The sequence below is a fragment of the Citrobacter sp. RHB25-C09 genome (assembly GCF_013836145.1).
Taxonomy (GTDB): domain Bacteria; phylum Pseudomonadota; class Gammaproteobacteria; order Enterobacterales; family Enterobacteriaceae; genus Citrobacter_A.
Genome location: NZ_CP057483.1, coordinates 506208 through 525166, shown reverse-complemented (window position 1 = coordinate 525166; position 18959 = coordinate 506208). Strand labels below are relative to the sequence as shown.

Annotated in this window: 26 protein-coding genes; 14 read left to right on the top strand and 12 right to left on the bottom strand. The window is 53.1% G+C overall.

Annotated elements, in window-relative coordinates; translation table 11 throughout:
• Nucleotides 1-10: 10 nt before the first annotated feature.
• The 3 genes from HVY19_RS02525 to rplU all read right to left on the bottom strand — a co-directional run bounded on the left by HVY19_RS02525 (nt 11) and on the right by rplU (nt 1692).
• A complete protein-coding gene (locus HVY19_RS02525; RefSeq protein ID WP_181682826.1) occupies nt 11-976 on the bottom strand; it encodes a DMT family transporter in 966 nt (321 codons plus the stop codon).
• A 127-nt stretch (nt 977-1103) separates the two neighbouring features.
• Nucleotides 1104-1361, bottom strand: a complete 258-nt coding sequence (rpmA, locus tag HVY19_RS02520; RefSeq protein WP_003861831.1) for a 50S ribosomal protein L27 — start codon at nt 1359-1361, stop codon at nt 1104-1106.
• Between the two features lie 19 nt (nt 1362-1380).
• The gene (rplU, locus tag HVY19_RS02515; RefSeq protein WP_181682825.1) at nt 1381-1692 is read right to left on the bottom strand and encodes a 50S ribosomal protein L21; all 312 of its coding nucleotides are present in this window, start codon (nt 1690-1692) and stop codon (nt 1381-1383) included.
• 258 nt (nt 1693-1950) lie between these two features.
• On the opposite strand from rplU, the gene ispB reads away from it, so the two are divergent.
• Nucleotides 1951-2922, top strand: coding sequence for an octaprenyl diphosphate synthase (gene ispB, locus HVY19_RS02510; protein ID WP_181682824.1), 972 nt, complete (start codon nt 1951-1953; stop codon nt 2920-2922).
• Between the two features lie 228 nt (nt 2923-3150).
• Complete coding sequence (gene sfsB, locus HVY19_RS02505; RefSeq protein ID WP_181682823.1) at nt 3151-3438, top strand: DNA-binding transcriptional regulator SfsB; 288 nt, start codon at nt 3151-3153, stop codon at nt 3436-3438.
• 53 nt (nt 3439-3491) lie between these two features.
• On the opposite strand, the gene murA is transcribed toward sfsB, so the two are convergent.
• The 7 genes from murA to mlaF all read right to left on the bottom strand — a co-directional run bounded on the left by murA (nt 3492) and on the right by mlaF (nt 8347).
• Nucleotides 3492-4751, bottom strand: coding sequence for a UDP-N-acetylglucosamine 1-carboxyvinyltransferase (gene murA, locus HVY19_RS02500; RefSeq protein ID WP_181682822.1), 1260 nt, complete (start codon nt 4749-4751; stop codon nt 3492-3494).
• A gap of 52 nt (nt 4752-4803) precedes the next feature.
• Nucleotides 4804-5058 (bottom strand): BolA family iron metabolism protein IbaG, encoded by a 255-nt coding sequence (gene ibaG / locus HVY19_RS02495; protein ID WP_042325065.1) that lies wholly within the window; start codon nt 5056-5058, stop codon nt 4804-4806.
• 175 nt (nt 5059-5233) lie between these two features.
• The gene (mlaB, locus tag HVY19_RS02490) at nt 5234-5530 is read right to left on the bottom strand and encodes a lipid asymmetry maintenance protein MlaB (protein WP_181682821.1); all 297 of its coding nucleotides are present in this window, start codon (nt 5528-5530) and stop codon (nt 5234-5236) included.
• Nucleotides 5530-6165 (bottom strand): phospholipid-binding protein MlaC, encoded by a 636-nt coding sequence (gene mlaC / locus HVY19_RS02485; RefSeq protein ID WP_181682820.1) that lies wholly within the window; start codon nt 6163-6165, stop codon nt 5530-5532. Before mlaC ends, mlaB begins: the two co-directional genes overlap by 1 nt.
• Before the next feature lie 17 nt (nt 6166-6182).
• Nucleotides 6183-6740, bottom strand: coding sequence for an outer membrane lipid asymmetry maintenance protein MlaD (mlaD, locus tag HVY19_RS02480; RefSeq protein ID WP_181682819.1), 558 nt, complete (start codon nt 6738-6740; stop codon nt 6183-6185).
• Nucleotides 6741-6744: 4 nt separating this feature from the next.
• Entirely contained in the window at nt 6745-7527 is a 783-nt protein-coding gene (gene mlaE / locus HVY19_RS02475) for a lipid asymmetry maintenance ABC transporter permease subunit MlaE (protein WP_181682818.1), read from the bottom strand.
• A 7-nt stretch (nt 7528-7534) separates the two neighbouring features.
• Nucleotides 7535-8347, bottom strand: coding sequence for a phospholipid ABC transporter ATP-binding protein MlaF (gene mlaF, locus HVY19_RS02470; RefSeq protein ID WP_181682817.1), 813 nt, complete (start codon nt 8345-8347; stop codon nt 7535-7537).
• A gap of 213 nt (nt 8348-8560) precedes the next feature.
• Here mlaF and HVY19_RS02465 point away from each other — a divergent pair, with 213 nt between their 5' ends.
• The 12 genes from HVY19_RS02465 to yrbL all read left to right on the top strand — a co-directional run bounded on the left by HVY19_RS02465 (nt 8561) and on the right by yrbL (nt 17334).
• Nucleotides 8561-9538, top strand: a complete 978-nt coding sequence (locus HVY19_RS02465; RefSeq protein WP_181682816.1) for a calcium/sodium antiporter — start codon at nt 8561-8563, stop codon at nt 9536-9538.
• Between the two features lie 12 nt (nt 9539-9550).
• Nucleotides 9551-10537 carry an arabinose-5-phosphate isomerase KdsD gene (gene kdsD, locus HVY19_RS02460; RefSeq protein WP_181682815.1) on the top strand — a complete coding sequence of 329 codons (987 nt, stop codon included), beginning with the start codon at nt 9551-9553 and terminating at the stop codon, nt 10535-10537.
• Between the two features lie 20 nt (nt 10538-10557).
• Complete coding sequence (kdsC, locus tag HVY19_RS02455) at nt 10558-11124, top strand: 3-deoxy-manno-octulosonate-8-phosphatase KdsC (RefSeq protein ID WP_181682814.1); 567 nt, start codon at nt 10558-10560, stop codon at nt 11122-11124.
• Entirely contained in the window at nt 11121-11696 is a 576-nt protein-coding gene (gene lptC, locus HVY19_RS02450; protein WP_181682813.1) for an LPS export ABC transporter periplasmic protein LptC, read from the top strand. Before kdsC ends, lptC begins: the two co-directional genes overlap by 4 nt.
• A complete protein-coding gene (lptA, locus tag HVY19_RS02445; RefSeq protein ID WP_181682812.1) occupies nt 11665-12219 on the top strand; it encodes a lipopolysaccharide ABC transporter substrate-binding protein LptA in 555 nt (184 codons plus the stop codon). The genes lptC and lptA overlap by 32 nt, the downstream gene beginning before the upstream one ends.
• Before the next feature lie 6 nt (nt 12220-12225).
• Nucleotides 12226-12951, top strand: a complete 726-nt coding sequence (gene lptB / locus HVY19_RS02440; protein ID WP_181682811.1) for an LPS export ABC transporter ATP-binding protein — start codon at nt 12226-12228, stop codon at nt 12949-12951.
• A gap of 47 nt (nt 12952-12998) precedes the next feature.
• Complete coding sequence (rpoN, locus tag HVY19_RS02435; protein WP_181682810.1) at nt 12999-14432, top strand: RNA polymerase factor sigma-54; 1434 nt, start codon at nt 12999-13001, stop codon at nt 14430-14432.
• A gap of 22 nt (nt 14433-14454) precedes the next feature.
• Nucleotides 14455-14742 (top strand): ribosome hibernation promoting factor, encoded by a 288-nt coding sequence (gene hpf / locus HVY19_RS02430; RefSeq protein WP_003025078.1) that lies wholly within the window; start codon nt 14455-14457, stop codon nt 14740-14742.
• A gap of 116 nt (nt 14743-14858) precedes the next feature.
• On the top strand, nt 14859-15350 hold the full coding sequence (ptsN, locus tag HVY19_RS02425; RefSeq protein ID WP_181682809.1) for a PTS IIA-like nitrogen regulatory protein PtsN: 492 nt from the start codon (nt 14859-14861) through the stop codon (nt 15348-15350).
• Nucleotides 15351-15383: 33 nt separating this feature from the next.
• Nucleotides 15384-16238 (top strand): RNase adapter RapZ, encoded by an 855-nt coding sequence (gene rapZ, locus HVY19_RS02420; protein ID WP_012135338.1) that lies wholly within the window; start codon nt 15384-15386, stop codon nt 16236-16238.
• Entirely contained in the window at nt 16235-16507 is a 273-nt protein-coding gene (gene npr / locus HVY19_RS02415; protein ID WP_181682808.1) for a PTS phosphocarrier protein NPr, read from the top strand. Before rapZ ends, npr begins: the two co-directional genes overlap by 4 nt.
• Before the next feature lie 194 nt (nt 16508-16701).
• The gene (yrbL, locus tag HVY19_RS02410; RefSeq protein WP_181682807.1) at nt 16702-17334 is read left to right on the top strand and encodes a PhoP regulatory network protein YrbL; all 633 of its coding nucleotides are present in this window, start codon (nt 16702-16704) and stop codon (nt 17332-17334) included.
• Between the two features lie 97 nt (nt 17335-17431).
• On the opposite strand, the gene mtgA is transcribed toward yrbL, so the two are convergent.
• Nucleotides 17432-18151, bottom strand: coding sequence for a monofunctional biosynthetic peptidoglycan transglycosylase (gene mtgA / locus HVY19_RS02405; protein ID WP_181682806.1), 720 nt, complete (start codon nt 18149-18151; stop codon nt 17432-17434).
• A complete protein-coding gene (gene elbB, locus HVY19_RS02400) occupies nt 18148-18801 on the bottom strand; it encodes an isoprenoid biosynthesis glyoxalase ElbB (protein ID WP_181682805.1) in 654 nt (217 codons plus the stop codon). Before elbB ends, mtgA begins: the two co-directional genes overlap by 4 nt.
• Between the last annotated feature and the right edge of the window lie 158 nt (nt 18802-18959).

Here is an 18959-nt window from a genome sequence, read left to right as displayed (position 1 = left end):
TCTCCGTAAATCATTCGCCTGAGCGGGGTTGCGATACCACCGATTCATGCTTACGTAATCCGCCCCAAATACGATGACCAATGGCGGAGTACATCGCGCCCGCAACCACGACAAACGCACCGAGATAACCTAAAAGGTTTAACATCGGTCTGGCGAAGAAATCGGGCCAGGCCATAGATAAAAGATCTGAAAATAACAGGGTAAACAGCGGCGTGAGCGTGATTAACGCACTCACCTGCGCTGCCTGCCAGCGCGCCATCGCTTCCGCCAGGGCGCCATATCCTACCAGCGTATTCAGCCCGCAGAAAATCAAACAGGCCAGTTGCCAGTCATTGAGCTGGGATATCACACCCGGTTCGGCTAACGGCAACAACGCCAACGTACATAAAGTGTACAGTAAAAACAGGATCTGCTGTGATGCCAGACGTCGTAATAACACCTTTTGCGCGACGCCATAACTCACCCAGACCATTGCCGCGCTGACACCAAAAATGACACCCCAGGTGTAGTCGGTCAGCCGGGTAAAAATTTCGATCAGGCTGGTATTGAAGAACATCACCAGCCCGCTCAGCAACATTATCGCGCCAATAATCTGCGTGCCGCGCATCTTTTCTTTCAGAATAAATACGCTGGCGACCATCATGCCAACCGGTGACAGTTGACCGATTACCTGCGAAGCCGTCGGGCTTAAATATTGCAGGGATGAGCTAAACAGGATGAAGTTACCAAAGAGCCCACCGGTAGCGATCGCCAACAGCACCAACCAGCGTGGCTTGCGAAATATTCGCAGCGGCGGAAGCTTGCGCTTCACGGCCAGGATCGCGCCAAGGCCAATACTGGCCATTAAAAAACGGTAAAACACGATGGTAGGAGGTTCCATCACCTCCAACACCTGCTTCATTGCAATTGGCAGTGCCCCCCAACAAATCGCTGTGGTTAGCGCCAAAATAATGCCAATGCCAGCCTGCTGCTTCATGCCCGTTTTCCCTGCAAGGGCTCGTTTTCCGGCACTGCGGGGTCACGAGCATATTTACCGGTCGTCGAATGTAAAAAGCCCCGCAACTGGGTGCGGGGCTTTAATCCGTTACCGGACCACGAAAAACTTACTCAGCAACGATGCTGATGTATTTACGGTTGTTCGGGCCTTTAACTTCAAATTTCACTTTACCGTCTGCTTTAGCAAACAGAGTGTGGTCACGACCGCAACCTACGTTAGTACCAGCGTGGAACTTGGTGCCACGTTGACGAACGATGATGCTACCCGCCAGAACGGATTCGCCACCGAAACGCTTAACGCCGAGGCGTTTAGCTTCTGAATCGCGACCGTTACGAGTGGAGCCGCCAGCCTTTTTATGTGCCATTTAAATCTCTCCTCAGGTCTTAGGCGCTGATGCCAGTAATTTTCACATCAGTGAACCACTGACGGTGGCCCTGCTGCTTACGATAGTGTTTACGACGACGAAACTTAACGATTTTAACTTTCTCGCCACGACCGTGAGCAACAACTTCAGCTTTGATTACGCCGCCATCAACGAAAGGAACGCCGATTTTGACATCTTCACCGTTTGCGATCATCAGAACTTCAGCGAATTCAATAGATTCGCCAGTTGCGATGTCCAGCTTTTCCAGGCGAACGGTCTGACCTTCGCTTACTCGGTGTTGTTTACCACCACTTTGGAAAACCGCGTACATAAAAAACTCCGCTTCCGCGCACACCTTTTCAATGATTCAGAGTGCGCTATAAATATTCACAATAGGGCGCGAATATTACGCAAAACGTGAGCCTTTGACAAGTGCTACCATCAATACATGAAGAAAAAAAACACAACACGTACGGCGACGTTTATCTGTGGCGTTTTTTCAGTACAATCAGTGTATATCTCTAACCCTAAACCCTGAGTTACCTTAGCAGACGACGAGGTAAACGGGGCGGAAAGCCCGGCTTTTGCGATGAATTTAGATAAAATCAATGAGTTAACCGCGCAAGATATGGCGGGTGTCAATGCGACCATCCTTGAACAACTCAATTCCGACGTCCAACTGATCAATCAGTTAGGCTATTACATTGTCAGCGGAGGTGGAAAACGTATCCGACCAATGATAGCCGTACTGGCTGCTCGTGCCGTTGGTTATCAGGGAAATGCACATGTCACTATCGCCGCCTTGATCGAGTTTATCCACACTGCGACCCTGCTCCATGATGACGTGGTGGATGAATCAGATATGCGTCGTGGTAAAGCGACGGCCAACGCCGCGTTCGGGAATGCGGCCAGCGTACTGGTCGGTGACTTTATCTATACCCGCGCATTCCAGATGATGACCAGTCTCGGTTCGTTAAAAGTACTGGAAGTGATGTCTGAAGCGGTGAACGTGATTGCCGAAGGCGAAGTGTTGCAGTTAATGAACGTCAACGACCCCGACATCACTGAAGAAAACTATATGCGCGTAATCTACAGCAAAACAGCGCGACTGTTTGAAGCTGCAGCACAGTGCTCAGGCCTCCTTGCCGGCTGTAGCGAAGCACAGGAAAAAGGTTTGCAGGACTATGGCCGCTTCCTGGGAACCGCTTTCCAGTTGATTGACGATCTGCTGGACTACAATGCCGACGGCGAGCAGCTCGGTAAAAATGTCGGTGATGATCTCAACGAAGGCAAGCCAACCCTACCGCTGTTGCATGCCATGCATAACGGTACGCCAGAGCAGGCGCAAATGATTCGTTCCGCCATTGAGCAGGGAAATGGTCGGCATCTTCTGGAGCCTGTTCTGGAAGCAATGAACGCCTGTGGCTCTCTTGCGTGGACCCGTCAACGTGCAGAAGAAGAAGCGGACAAAGCCATTGCCGCACTGCAAGTGCTGCCTGATACCCCGTGGAGAGAGGCGTTAATCGGCCTGGCGCATATCGCGGTACAGCGCGACCGCTAAGCGCTAATGAATCATCCCGTATCCTCTGCGGGATGGTTCACATAAGTTCCACTAAGAACTCTGTCATTTTTCAATGATGCCAATAACAAGTGGTGTCAACCTTGGCATATTCTGAATATTCATGCTCTATACGCGAACTTTTTAGAACATTTGTTCTCTGGGCGTATAGTGTCTTTCGCGGACTGATTGTTCAAAGTCAAAATGAATGACCCAAGGAGCGAAATAAAAATGGAGAGCAAACTCATTGACTGGCATCCGGCAGATATCATCGCTGGATTACGTAAAAGAGGAACGTCGATGGCAGCCGAATCGCGCAGAAACGGATTAAGTTCCTCCACGCTGGCAAATGCCTTAACCCGACCGTGGCCGAAAGGTGAACTGATTATTGCGAAAGCACTTGGAACGGACCCTTGGGTAATTTGGCCGTCACGCTATCACGACGCTAATACACATGAGTTCATCGACAGAACGCGTTTACTACGTGGCGCACGTAAAGAGAAGTTGAGTAGTCAGTAGATCGGAAGGCGGTAGCCCCCTGCCATCCGCAGAGGGGCTACATAAAACGACGGTTATTCGCCTTTCACGCGCTCGATATTCGCGCCCAACGCCCGCAGCTTATCTTCAATACGTTCATATCCGCGATCGATGTGATAAATACGATCCACGACTGTCGTGCCTTCCGCAATACATCCTGCCAGCACCAGGCTTGCAGAGGCGCGCAGATCGGTTGCCATAACCTGAGCGCCAGACAGTTTATCTACGCCATGGCAAATGACTGTCGTGCCTTCGATTTCCGCATGAGCGCCCATACGGCTTAGTTCAGGTACGTGCATAAAGCGGTTTTCAAATACGGTTTCCGTGATGAAGCCAGTGCCTTCCGCCACCAGGTTCAACAACGTGAACTGGGCCTGCATATCGGTCGGGAATGCCGGATGCGGCGCAGTACGCACGTTAACGGCTTTCGGACGTTTGCCATGCATATCGAGACTGATCCAGTCTTCACCTACTTCAATATCCGCACCCGCGTCGCGCAGTTTAGCGAGCACGGCGTCCAGCGTATCCGGCTGAGCGTTACGGCAGACAATTTTGCCGCGAGAAATCGCCGCTGCCACCAGGAATGTACCGGTTTCGATACGGTCCGGCAGGACGCGGTAGACACCGCCACCCAGACGCTCTACGCCTTCAATGGTGATACGGTCGGTGCCCTGGCCGGAAATTTTTGCGCCCAGCGCAATCAGGAAGTTGGCGGTATCGACAATTTCTGGCTCACGCGCAGCGTTTTCAATAACGGTAGTGCCTTCTGCCAGCGTCGCGGCACACATGATGGTGACCGTTGCGCCAACGCTGACCTTATCCATCACGATATGCGCGCCTTTGAGACGTCCATCCACGGAAGCCTTCACATAGCCCTCTTCCAGCGTGATGGTCGCGCCCAATTGCTCCAGACCGGTGATATGTAAATCAACCGGACGTGCGCCGATGGTGCAGCCGCCCGGCAGAGATACCTGACCCTGACCAAAGCGAGCGACCAGCGGCCCCAGCGCCCAAATTGACGCGCGCATGGTTTTTACCAGGTCATATGGCGCGCAGAACACATTGACGTTACGCGCATCAATATGCACGGAACCATTGCGTTCTACTTTCGCGCCGAGCTGGCTCAGCAGTTTCATTGAGGTGTCAACGTCCTTCAGTTTCGGGACGTTCTGGATCTCTACTGGCTCTTCCGCCAGCAAAGCCGCAAACAGGATAGGCAGTGCGGCGTTTTTGGCGCCTGAAATTGTGACTTCGCCCTGGAGCGTGGTTGGCCCCTGAACACGAAATTTATCCATGATGTTGTTCTCAGTTAAAATTCATCATCACCACCGGTTTCTCACCCGTGGCTCAAAAACCATTAAGTTTGCGATCGCGGGCCCACTCTGCGGGGGTATACGCTTTGATCGACAAGGCATGGATGCGGTTGTCCGCAATATATTCCATCAGCGGCGCATAGACCGACTGCTGCTTTTTAACCCGACTCATGCCGTCAAACATCTCACCCACGGCAATAACCTGAAAGTGACTGCCATCGCCAGAGACGTGGACTTCCTGGAGAGAGAGCGCGTTCATCAGTACGCTCTGAATTTCATTATTTTCCATGGGCTCTTCATTCGTAGTATGTGAAAACAGCCAAACATCTTAGAGCAAAGTTGCGTCGGCATATAGATCATCGCCGCAAAAATGCCGGATAGCGACGCTAGCGCATCTTATCCGGCCCAGGGCTCAGAGATAATGCCATGCCGGATAAGGCACACACGGTGCCATCCGGCAGACATTACAGGCGGGGAAGTACGTCGTCGGGCAGGTTATATAACTGCGCGAGAGTGTAAACCTTGTCGTTTACCCCTTTTAACGTTACGTGGTTACCCTGCTGCTTTGCCAGGTCGATAAGATGCACCAGCAGCGCCAGCCCGCCGGTATCCACCCGGGATACCAGGCTGAGGTCGATGACGGTGACTCCCGCCATCGCCTCAACGCGCGCATCCCATAACGGGTTAAGCACGTCCTGGTCCAGTTCTCCCACCAGCGCCAGCTTATCGCCGTCACGGTTCCAGCGGAGTGACTGCGTCATTACTTTTTCTCTTCCAGGGTAATTTTCTGCTGCGCGATAGATTTCAGCTGCGCGGTCAGGCCGTCGATCCCTTTCGTACGCAGCAGGTCGCTCCACTCATTCTGTTTGGTAGTGATCATGCTGACGCCTTCGGCGATCATGTCATACGCCTGCCAGTGACCGCTCTGGGAATTTTTACGCCACTGGAAGTCCAGACGCACCGGAGGACGGCCGTTGGGATCGATAATAGTGACGCGGATCGGTACGATGGTCGCGTCACCAATCGGCTGTTCAGGCGCAATCTGGTAAGTCTGACCATGATACATTGCCAGTGCCTGGCCATATGCCTGCTTCAGGTATTCGCGGAACGCGGTGAAGTAGGCTTCACGCTGCGCCGGCGTTGCGTCTTTATAGTAACGGCCCAGCACCAGCGCACCGGCATATTTTACCTGCACATACGGCAGCAGTTCCTGGTCGACCACGTCACGCAGATAATCCGGGTTCGCGCGGATTTTGGGTTGTTCATTTTTCAGGCGGTCGAAGGTTTTCTGCGCCGCTTCGTCCATGAGCTTATATGGATTAGTCTGATCGGCGGCGGTGGCCGCGCTCAGCGGTGCAATCACCAGCAGCGCCACCATCATTAAGCGTTTAAACATTGTCGATTCTCCTGAGATTAATTCGTTGTGCCCGCAGGCCCAGTGGCTTCATTATGGCCTTCAGCCGGGGCCGGCGCATCGCCAGTATTCTTATTGTCATCGCCTTTACTGTTACTGTTGTAAAGGAACTGACCAATCATATCTTCCAGTACCATGGCGGATTTAGTGTCCTGAATGGTGCCGCCATCCTTGAGGATAGACGTTCCCAGCTCAGGATCTTCGAAACCGACGTTCAGCGCCAGGTACTGCTCGCCCAGCAGACCGGAGGTTCGGATGCTCAGCGAACTGGTATCCGGAATGTGGTTATAGCGTTGCTCGATATCCAGCGTGACGCGTGGCAGGTAGGTTTTCGGATCTAAAGAGATGTCCGTCACCCGACCAACAACCACCCCACCGATACGCACCGGTGAACGCACGTTCAGACCACCGATATTATCGAATGTCGCATAAATCGTGTAGGTAGGTTCCGTGCGCATAGAGGTCACGTTAGCCACTTTAAGGCAGACAAAGAGGGCTGCCAGCAGTGCTGCTAATAAGAAGATCCCCACCCAAATTTCATTTTTTTTCGTTTGCATGAACTCAATTCCCAAACATCAATGCGGTCAGCACAAAGTCCAGGCCCAGTACGGCCAGCGACGAGTGCACAACGGTGCGTGTGGTTGCCCGGCTGATTCCCGCCGAGGTTGGAATCGCATCATAGCCATTGAACAATGCAATCCACGTTACCGTGATGGCGAACACCACGCTTTTAATCAAACAGTTCACCAGGTCGAGGCGCCAGTCGACGGCATTTTGCATCGCTGACCAGAAGAAACCGGCGTCGATCCCCTTCCAGCTTACGCCAACCAGCGAACCGCCCCAGATGCCAACCGCCACGAAAAGGATCGTCAGCAGTGGTAGCGAAATGACGCCGGCCCAGAAGCGAGGGGAGATCACCCGACGCAGCGGATCGACGGCCATCATTTCCATACTGGAAAGCTGCTCGGTGGCGCGCATCAGGCCAATTTCCGCCGTCAGTGCGGAACCCGCCCGTCCGGCAAAGAGCAGTGCAGCCACAACCGGACCAAGTTCACGCAGCAGTGAAAGCGCGACCAGCATCCCGAGACTGGTTTCCGCACTGTAGGTCGTCAGAACCAAATAGCCCTGTAACCCCAGCACCATCCCGATGAACACGCCAGAAACCACAATAATGAGCATCGACAGGACACCCACATTATAGAGTTGGCGCACCAGCAGCGGCGCATGTTTGCGAAATTCCGGTTTGCCTACCAGCGCATTGAATAACATTAACCCGGCGCGCCCGAACGTTCTGAGGGTTTTTATCCCTTTATGTCCCAGCGTCGCCAGTGCATTTAACAGCATGAGTGGCTTAACTCCCTGTTCCGAGTAAATCAGAGTGATAATCGCCCGCAGGATAGCGGAACGGGACCGGCCCGTCAGCTATGCCATCCAGGAACTGACGCACGCGCGGGTCGTCATTCTCTTGCAACGACTGTGCGCTGCCGTGGGCCACTATTTTTTTATCCGCCATAATATAGGCGTGATCCGCAATGCTCAGGACTTCTGGCACATCGTGCGATACCACGACGCAGGTGACGCCCAGCACACTGTTTAATTCTGAGATCAATTTTACCAGCACGCCCATGGTGATCGGGTCCTGGCCGACGAATGGCTCATCAAACATGATCAGATCCGGCTCCAGCGCAATTGCACGCGCTAAAGCGGCACGTCTCGCCATCCCGCCTGAAAGCTCTGAAGGCATCAGCCTGGCCGCACCGCGCAGGCCGACAGCTTCCAGTTTCATCATCACCGTACTTTTCAATAGCGCAGCGGGAAGCGTGGTATGCTCGCGTAGCGGATAGGCCACGTTGTCGAAAACGTTCATATCGGTAAACAGCGCACCCGACTGAAACAGCATGCTCATCCGCTTGCGTACAGTGTAAAGCCGCGAGCGGGACATGGCTGGGATATTCTCGCCATCAAAAAGGATCTCGCCGTGGTCTGGCGGAATTTGACCGCCAATCAGGCGCAACAGCGTCGTTTTACCGATGCCGGAGGGCCCCATGATCGCGGTGATCTTTCCACGCGGCACCGTCAGGGAAATATTATCGAAAATGCAGCGCTCGCCACGCGTGAAGCTGACATCGCGCATGTCGACTAGATTCGCCACAGGCTGCTCCATTGATTCATCCTTTACTCTTGCCTCGTTAATCGAAGATTTTGGCGTTCAGTTTCATCATGACCCACCATATTTACAGAATATTACCCGTCGTGGTTAGCGAAAGCTGGCATTTGTTTTACTTTTTAGCCGCATATAGTCAAAATTAAGACTTCATTGCGGCTTCCAGAGAGATCCCCGTGGATCTGGCGAGTATACCTGAAGAAAGGACTATAGATGCTTTTAGCAACGGCGCTGTTAATCATTGGTTTACTTCTGGTCGTCTACGGCGCCGACCGCATGGTGTTTGCCGCGTCTATCCTGTGCCGAACCTTCGGGATCCCTCCCCTCATTATAGGCATGACGGTTGTCAGTATCGGCACCTCGCTGCCCGAGATTATCGTCTCGCTCGCGGCGTCGCTACATGGACAGTTAGATTTGGCCGTCGGCACAGCGCTCGGCTCCAACATTACGAATATTCTGTTGATCCTCGGACTGGCGGCCTTAATCCATCCATTTACCGTGCATTCCGATATTCTGCGCCGCGAGTTACCGTTAATGTTATTGGTCAGCGTGGTGGCCGGTTCCGTACTGTTTGACGGACAATTAAGCCGCACCGATGGTATCTTTTTGCTATTGCTAGCCGTGCTATGGCTGCTGTTCATTGTTAAAATCGCGCGGCTGGCCGAACGACAAGGCAACGACAGCCTTACCCGCGAGCAGATGGCAGAACTCCCGCGCGAAGGCGGGCTACCAGTGGCGTTTTTGTGGCTGGGCGTTGCGCTGATCATCATGCCGATGGCTACCCGCATGGTGGTGGATAACGCGACTGTGATCGCCAATTATTTCGCCATGAGCGAGCTGACAATTGGCCTGACGGTTATTGCCATAGGCACCAGCCTGCCGGAACTTGCCACTGCCATTGCCGGTGTACGAAAAGGCGAAAGTGATATCGCAGTGGGCAATATTATTGGCGCAAACATTTTTAACCTTGCCATTGTCCTCGGACTTCCAGCACTGATCACCCCTGGCGAGGTGAATCCGCTGGCGTTTAGCCGTGACTATAGCGTGATGCTGTTGGTAAGTATTATTTTTGCAGTTCTCTGCTGGCGGCGCCCCCGCCAGTCCGGTCGGAGCGCGGGCATGCTGCTGACCGGCGGTTTTATCGTATGGCTGGCGATGCTGTATTGGCTATCGCCGCTTCTCGTTGGATAACTGGAACAGATTATGTCGCACTTAGCGTTACAACCGGGTTTTGACTTTCAGCAGGCCGGCAAAGAGGTCCTGTCGATTGAACGTGAAGGCCTGGCCGAGCTTGATCAGTATATCAACCAGGATTTCACTCTCGCCTGTGAAAAGATGTTTAACTGCACCGGTAAAGTCGTGGTGATGGGCATGGGGAAATCGGGGCATATCGGGCGCAAAATGGCCGCCACGTTTGCCAGCACCGGAACCCCTTCGTTCTTTGTGCATCCAGGTGAAGCCGCCCATGGCGATCTCGGGATGGTCGCGCCGCAGGATGTCGTCATTGCCATCTCCAACTCCGGCGAATCCAGCGAGATTGCCGCCTTGATTCCGGTCCTTAAGCGGTTACAGGTTCAGCTTATCTGTATCACCGGTCGACCAGAAAGCAGCATGGCGCGTGCCGCGGATGTGCATCTGTGTGTTAAAGTACCGAAAGAGGCCTGTCCGCTTGGGCTTGCACCGACCAGCAGCACGACCGCCACATTAGTCATGGGCGATGCGCTGGCCGTGGCTTTATTAAAGGCGCGCGGCTTTACCGCTGAAGACTTCGCGTTGTCGCATCCGGGTGGCGCACTGGGGCGTAAACTGCTGCTGCGCGTAAACGATATTATGCACACGGGCGATGAGATTCCGCATGTCACTAAAGACGCCAGCTTGCGCGACGCGCTGCTGGAGATCACCCGCAAGAATCTCGGCATGACCGTGATCTGCGATGCTTCGATGAAGATCGACGGTATCTTCACCGACGGTGATTTACGTCGTGTGTTTGACATGGGCGTTGACGTGCGCCAGCTCGGCATTGCCGACGTCATGACGCCAGGCGGCATTCGCGTGCGCCCGGGCATTCTGGCCGTTGATGCCCTGAACTTAATGCAGTCCCGCCATATCACCTCCGTCATGGTTGCTGATGGCGACCAGTTACTCGGTGTGTTACATATGCATGATCTGCTGCGTGCAGGCGTAGTGTAGAAATTCAAGGATAATGAGAAATGAGTAAAGCAGGTGCGTCGCTTGCGACCTGTTACGGCCCCGTCAGCACTGAAGTCATTGCCAAAGCAGAGCAAATCCGTCTGCTGATCCTCGATGTGGATGGCGTGCTGTCCGATGGCCTGATCTATATGGGCAATAACGGCGAGGAGCTAAAGGCCTTCAATGTCCGCGACGGTTACGGTATTCGCTGTGCGCTCACATCTGATATCGAAGTCGCTATCATTACCGGGCGAAAGGCTAAACTGGTAGAAGATCGCTGTGCCACATTACGGATAACGCACCTGTATCAGGGTCAGTCCGACAAGCTGGTGGCCTTTAACGATCTGTTGGGTAAACTGGCAATTGCCCCGGAAAACGTGGCTTACGTGGGTGACGATCTCATCGACTGGCCGGTGATGGAAAAAGTGGGCTTAAGCGTCGCTGTCGCCGATGCGCATCCATTACTGATCCCGCGTGCGGATTATGTGACAAAAATCGCTGGTGGACGCGGCGCGGTTCGGGAAGTCTGTGATTTATTATTACTGGCGCAGGGTAAGCTTGATGAGGCCAAAGGGCAATCGATATGAGTAAAGCCAGACGTTGGGTTATCATTCTACTGTCATTGGCCGTGCTGGTGCTGATTGGTATTAATTTGGCCGATAAAGACGATACCACGCAGGTCGTCGTGAACAATAACGACCCGACCTACAAAAGCGAGCACACGGATACCGTCGTATACAGCCCGGAAGGTGCGCTGAGCTATCGGCTGATTGCTCAACACGTTGAGTATTATTCCGAGCAGGCCGTATCGTGGTTTACTCAACCGGTATTAACCACCTTTGATAAGGACAAGGTCCCGACGTGGTCAATTAAGGCGGATAAAGCCAAACTGACTGAAGATCGGATGCTGTATCTGTATGGACACGTTGAAGTCAATGCGCTGGTGCCTGACGCTCAACTTCGTCGAATTACCACCGATAACGCGCAGATCAATCTGGTAACGCAGGATGTTACCTCTGAAGACCTCGTCACGTTATACGGAACAACATTTAACTCCAGCGGACTGAAAATGCGCGGCAACTTACGCAGCAAGAACGCCGAGCTGATTGAAAAGGTTAGAACCTCTTATGAAATTCAAAACAAACAAACTCAGCCTTAATCTTGTGCTTGCCAGCTCACTTCTGGCCGCCAGCATTCCGGCGTTCGCCGTAACCGGCGATACCGAGCAGCCGATCCACATTGAATCGGATCAGCAGTCTCTGGACATGCAGGGTAATGTTGTTACCTTCACCGGTAACGTCATCGTCACCCAGGGCACCATCAAAATTAACGCCGACAAAGTGGTCGTGACCCGTCCTGGCGGTGAAGAAGGTAAAGAAGTCATTGATGGCTTTGGTAATCCGGCAACGTTCTATCAGATGCAGGACAACGGCAAGCCGGTGAAAGGCCGCGCCGCGAAAATGCATTACGAACTGGCGAAAGATTTCGTTGTGCTGACCGGCAACGCCTTCCTCGAACAGATCGACAGCAATATCGCAGGCGACAAAATTACCTATCTGGTGAAAGAGCAGAAAATGCAGGCCTTTAGTGAAAAAGGCAAACGCGTGACCACCGTACTGGTGCCGTCGCAGTTGCAGGACAAAAACAAAGACCAGGCTCCGGCTCAGAAGAAGAGTAACTAATTCGTTATGGCAACATTAACTGCAAAGAATCTGGCGAAGGCCTACAAGGGTCGCCGCGTCGTAGAAGATGTCAGTCTGACCGTCAACTCTGGCGAGATTGTGGGTCTGCTCGGGCCGAACGGCGCCGGTAAAACCACCACTTTCTACATGGTTGTCGGTATCGTTCCGCGTGATGCGGGCAATATCATCATCGACGAAGAAGATATCAGCCTGCTGCCGCTGCATGCCCGTGCCCGCCGTGGCATTGGCTACCTGCCGCAGGAAGCGTCCATTTTCCGCCGTCTGAGCGTGTTCGATAACCTGATGGCGGTACTGCAAATTCGCGACGATCTTTCCAACGAGCAGCGTGAAGATCGTGCCAATGAGCTGATGGAAGAGTTCCACATTGAACACCTGCGTAACAGCCTGGGGCAATCGCTCTCTGGGGGGGAACGCCGTCGTGTTGAAATCGCCCGCGCTCTGGCCGCTAACCCGAAATTTATCCTGCTGGATGAACCCTTTGCGGGCGTCGACCCGATCTCCGTTATCGATATCAAACGCATTATCGAGCACCTGCGTGACAGTGGCCTCGGCGTGTTGATCACGGACCATAACGTCCGCGAAACGCTGGCTGTTTGTGAACGCGCCTATATCGTGAGTCAGGGCCACCTGATCGCCCATGGTACGCCGACAGAAATCCTCCAGGATGAGCATGTTAAGCGCGTATACCTTGGGGAAGACTTCAGACTCTGATAGGGTAGAAGTTTGCGACGTAATAGCGGGAGACAACGACTCTGAACATGAAGCAAGGTTTGCAACTCAGGCTCAGCCAGCAGTTGGCCATGACCCCACAGCTACAACAGGCTATCCGCCTGTTGCAGTTGTCTACGCTTGAACTGCAGCAGGAGCTTCAGCAGGCGCTGGAGAGTAATCCACTGCTAGAGCAAACCGATCTTCACGACGAAGTTGATACCCAGGAAACCCCAGACAGCGAAACGCTGGACACTGCTGACGCGCTCGAACAAAAAGAGATGCCGGAAGAGCTGCCGCTCGATGCCAGCTGGGACGAAATCTACACCGCCGGAACACCATCCGGTACCAGCGGCGACTACATCGACGATGAGCTTCCTGTTTATCAGGGCGAAACCACTCAGACGCTGCAAGATTACCTGATGTGGCAGGTGGAGCTGACGCCGTTTACCGACACTGACCGCGCGATTGCCACCTCGATTGTCGATGCCGTCGACGATACTGGCTATCTCACCGTCTCGCTGGATGAGATCCTTGAAAGCATGGGCGACGAAGAGGTCGGGCTTGATGAGGTCGAAGCCGTACTTAAGCGTATTCAACGGTTTGATCCCATTGGCGTGGCAGCGAAAGATCTGCGCGACTGTCTGCTGATCCAACTCTCCCAGTACGCGAAATCCACGCCCTATCTCGATGAGGCAAAGCTCATCATCAGCGATCATCTGGATCTGCTGGCGAACCATGATTTCCGGACCCTAATGCGCGTCACCCGTCTTAAGGAAGAGGTGCTGAAAGAAGCGGTAACGCTTATCCAGTCGCTTGATCCCAGACCGGGACAGTCGATCCAGACCGGCGAGCCGGAATATGTGATCCCAGACGTGCTGGTGCGCAAGCACAACGGTCACTGGACGGTAGAACTTAACGGTGACAGCATTCCCCGTTTGCAGATCAACCAGCACTACGCAGCCATGTGTAACGGTGGGCGTAATGACGCCGACAGCCAGTACATCCGCAGCAATTTGCAGGATGCGAAGTGGCTGATTAAAAGTCTGGAGAGCCGCAACGATACCCTGCTGCGCGTCAGTCGCTGCATCGTAGAACAGCAGCAAGCGTTCTTTGAGCAGGGCGAAGAATTTATGAAACCGATGGTACTGGCCGATATCGCCCAGGCCGTCGAGATGCACGAATCGACTATATCTCGTGTGACCACGCAAAAGTATCTGCATAGTCCGCGCGGCATTTTCGAACTGAAGTATTTTTTCTCCAGCCATGTGAATACTGAAGGCGGGGGCGAAGCCTCCTCCACGGCGATCCGCGCGCTGGTGAAGAAGTTGATTGCGGCAGAAAACCCTGCAAAACCACTTAGCGATAGCAAGTTAACATCTATGCTGTCGGAACAGGGTATCATGGTGGCACGCCGCACCGTTGCGAAGTACCGAGAGTCTTTATCCATTCCGCCGTCGAATCAGCGTAAACAACTGGTTTGACCCAACCGATAAGGAAGACACTATGCAGCTCAACATCACTGGAAACAACGTCGAGATCACAGAAGCTCTGCGTGATTTTGTGAATACCAAGTTCGCCAAACTCGAACAGTATTTTGACAGGATCAATCAGGTCTATATTGTGTTGAAGGTGGAGAAGGTGACCCACATCTCGGATGCAACACTGCATGTAAACGGTGGCGAAATTCACGCCAGCGCGGAAGGTCAGGACATGTACGCCGCCATTGATGGCTTAATCGATAAGCTGGCAAGACAGCTCACGAAACACAAAGATAAACTGAAACAACACTAATTGTCCGGGCAGTTAGCGGGTGCAGGAAGGCCTGTTGTGCTGCACAACAGGCCATTTGTACAGTTAGCGCTCCGAACCCACTTTCTCTCTGAGAGGGCGGGTTCTTAGGTGAAATTATGATAAATAACGATACGACTCTACAACTGAGCAGTGTGCTTAATCAGGAATGTACGCGCAGTGGCGTGCATTGCCAGAGCAAGAAGCGTGCACTGGAAATCATCAGCGAACTGGCGGCAAAGCAGCTTAGCTTGCCTTCTCAGGTGGTTTTCGAGGCCATCCTGACACGGGAAAAAATGGGCAGTACCGGCATCGGCAATGGGATCGCAATCCCGCACGGTAAGCTGGAAGAAGATACCTTGCGTGCTGTCGGCGTTTTTGTGCAACTTGAAACGCCAATTGCGTTTGACGCCATTGATAATCAACCTGTCGATCTCCTCTTCGCCCTGCTGGTGCCTGCGGACCAAACCAAAACGCATTTGCACACGCTGTCGCTGGTGGCTAAACGACTCGCGGATAAAACGATTTGCCGCCGCCTGCGCGCTGCCCAGAGTGATGAAGAGCTGTATCAAATCATCACTGACACCGAAGGCGGTCAGGATGAAGCATAACGCCCTTTTTGACATGGTGAGGAGATACAGTACATGGTACTGATGATCGTCAGCGGTCGCTCCGGATCAGGGAAGTCTGTCGCCCTGCGTGCGCTGGAAGATATGGGTTTTTACTGCGTGGATAACCTTCCCGTGGTGCTGTTGCCCGATCTGGCACGTACGCTTGCCGATCGCCAGATTTCTGCCGCGGTCAGCATTGACGTGCGTAATATGCCAGAGTCACCTGAAATCTTCGAGCAGGCAATGAACAACCTGCCGGATGCATTCTCACCGCAGTTGCTGTTCCTGGATGCCGACCGTAACACGTTGATTCGCCGCTATAGCGATACGCGCCGCCTCCATCCTCTCTCCAGCAAAAACCTGTCGCTGGAAAGCGCTATCGATCAGGAAAGCGATCTGCTTGAACCGTTACGTTCCCGCGCAGACCTGATTGTCGACACCTCCGAGATGTCGGTACACGAACTGGCCGAAATGCTGCGCACCCGCCTGCTGGGCAAACGCGAACGTGAGCTGACGATGGTGTTTGAATCCTTTGGCTTCAAGCACGGCATCCCGATTGACGCCGACTATGTGTTTGATGTGCGCTTTCTGCCAAACCCGCACTGGGATCCGAAACTGCGTCCTATGACCGGTCTTGATAAGCCCGTTGCCGCGTTCCTCGACAGGCACACAGAAGTACACAATTTTATTTATCAGACTCGTAGCTATCTTGAGCTATGGTTACCGATGCTGGAAACCAACAACCGCAGCTACCTGACCGTGGCTATCGGCTGTACCGGCGGGAAACACCGTTCGGTGTATATTGCAGAACAGCTGGCTGACTATTTCCGCTCGCGCGGGAAAAACGTTCAGTCACGCCATCGTACGCTGGAAAAACGTAAAACATGACCGTGAAGCAAACAGTTGAAGTCACGAATAAGCTGGGTATGCATGCCCGGCCCGCGATGAAACTATTTGAATTAATGCAGGGTTTTGACGCCGAAGTCTTGTTACGCAATGATGAGGGTACAGAAGCAGAGGCGAATAGCGTTATTGCATTACTGATGCTGGACTCCGCTAAAGGCCGCCAGATTGAGGTTGAAGCCTCAGGTCCCGAGGAAGTCGAAGCACTTGCCGCCGTTATTGCCCTGTTCAATTCGGGATTCGACGAAGACTAAACCTTCCCGCTTTAACACATTCACAGAAAACGCCGTCTGGCGTTTTTTATTTTTATCGTGAATATTTGTACATTTTGTGCGCTTTACACATTAATAATTACCTTAAGAAAACCTTAAGCGCGATCGTTTAGCTTTTATTTAATCAGGGTGGTGATACTGGAGAATAGTTAATAAATATTTCCAGGATAACACTCATGATTCGTCTTTCTGAACTGACTCCCCTGGGCACCGGACGACATCGTAAATGTTATGCGCATCCGGATGATGCCCAACGCTGCATTAAGATTGTGTATAACAGTGACCACGGCGGCGATAAAGAGACGCAGCGCGAATTAAAATATTACGCGCATCTTTCCCGTTACCTGAAAGACTGGAGTGGTATTCCCCGCTATTACGGCACGGTAGAAACCGACTGCGGTACTGGCTATGTTTACGACGTGATTGCAGATTACGATGGCAAACCGTCCGTGACGCTGACCGAATTTGCCAGACAATGTCGCTACGAAGACGACGTTGCTCTTTTGCGCCAGCTGCTGAAGAAGCTGAAACGCTATCTGCGTGAAAATCATATCGTGACGATGACGCTCAAGCCGCAGAACATTCTCTGCCGCCGCATCAGCGAATCGGAAGTGGTGCCTGTGGTATGCGACAACATTGGCGAAGGGACACTGATTCCGCTGGCCACCTGGTCAACCTGGTTCTGTCACCGGAAGCAGGAAAGATTATGGCAGCGTTTTATTGCTCAACCGGTGCTGGCCATGGCATTTGAGACAGACGTAAAGCCTAAAGAGCGCAGCGGATTGTCACTCTCTTCCCGCGAAGCATAATTCACGCAATCCTGTGCCTGATGGCGCTTCGCTTATCAGGCCTACGGGCACAGCGCAATTTGTAGGCCGGATAAGGCGCAGCCTCCTTCCGGCAATACTACTTAAGCTTATTACGGGTCATAAACGACTCGCCGCCTAACTGGCGCATCTGACGCATAATCCACGCCTGGCGATTTCGCACATAACCTGAAGGTGCGTCGGCTTTAAAGCGCAAAGGATTGGGCAGTACGGCGGCGAGCAACGCCGCTTCTGACTGGGTCAGCCTGCTGGCGGGTTTGCCAAAGAAATGCCGGGACGCGGCTTCAACGCCAAATATCCCCTCGCCAAACTCGGCAATATTCAGGTAAACGGTCAGAATACGCTTTTTGCTCCAGACCGTTTCAACCCCCAGCGTCAGGCCAGCCTCCAGCCCTTTACGCACCCAGCTCCGCCCATCCCATAAAAAGAGATTTTTAACGGTTTGCTGAGAAAGCGTTGACGCGCCGCGAATGCGGTTTTCGTTGCGTTCATTGTGCGACAGCGCCTTTTCAATGGCCGCGACGTCAAATCCCCAGTGGTCCGGGAAAGTTTGATCTTCCGCTGCGATCACCGCCAATCCCATCCACGGAGAGATCGCATCCATGCTCACCCAATCAGAATGGGCGACATAACCAAAGTCCCCCTGCAACCACGCGCCAATTTGTCGCTCAGCCATGACTGCCGAAAACGGAACTGGGACCACGCTGAACAGGGCGATGCCGCCCCCCCAGAAAACGGCGAGCACCAGCACGATCCGCACGATTATGCGGCGCAAAAAGGCGCTTACGCCTCTTTTCATTCCGCGAGAACCAGCACGCGTGACACCAGCTTCTCAATGCCGCTCGCCGCCTGGGCGATATCCTGCGCCAGCATATACGCGGGTGTAGTCACAATCTTGTTGTCTTCATCCACCACGATGTCATCAACCGGACACGGGACATGCTCCGCCCCCATATCTTCCAGCACTTCCGCCGTATCAATATCAGTGCCAATAGTCAGACGCAGTGGAAAACCGAAAATTTTCGGCAGCATCGCCGGTGCGATACACATAAAACCCAGCGGTTTTCCCGACTGGTGCATCGCGATAGCCAGCGCAGCCAAATCATTGTCAACACGGCATTCACTGCCCTGACTAGCAAAATTACTTAAATTTTTCGCCGCGCCAAAACCGCCGGGGACGATCAGCGCATCGAGTTCACCAGAAACGGCCTGAGAGAGCGGGCGAATATTGCCACGCGTAATACGGGCAGCTTCGATCAGTACATTACGGGTTTCTGCCATGACGTCGCCCGTCAGGTGATTAATAACATCAGCCTGCGCTTTGTCTGGGGCAAAACAGACAGCCTGCGCACCGCTACGGGCAATCGCCAGCAGCGTTAATACGGCTTCATGAATCTCTGCGCCGTCATAGACACCGCACCCGCTGAGTACCACGCCAATTTTTTTCATTTACTTCGTCCTGTTTACCACTTGCTGACGCGCATTAATAAATGTGATTAAAATGCTACGCTTCACACATTTAACTGATTCATGTAACAAAACATTTAAGATTTGCTATCTTAACTGCGTGCGGCCTGAAAATAAGCGCTGCGCCCTTGTTCCAAATG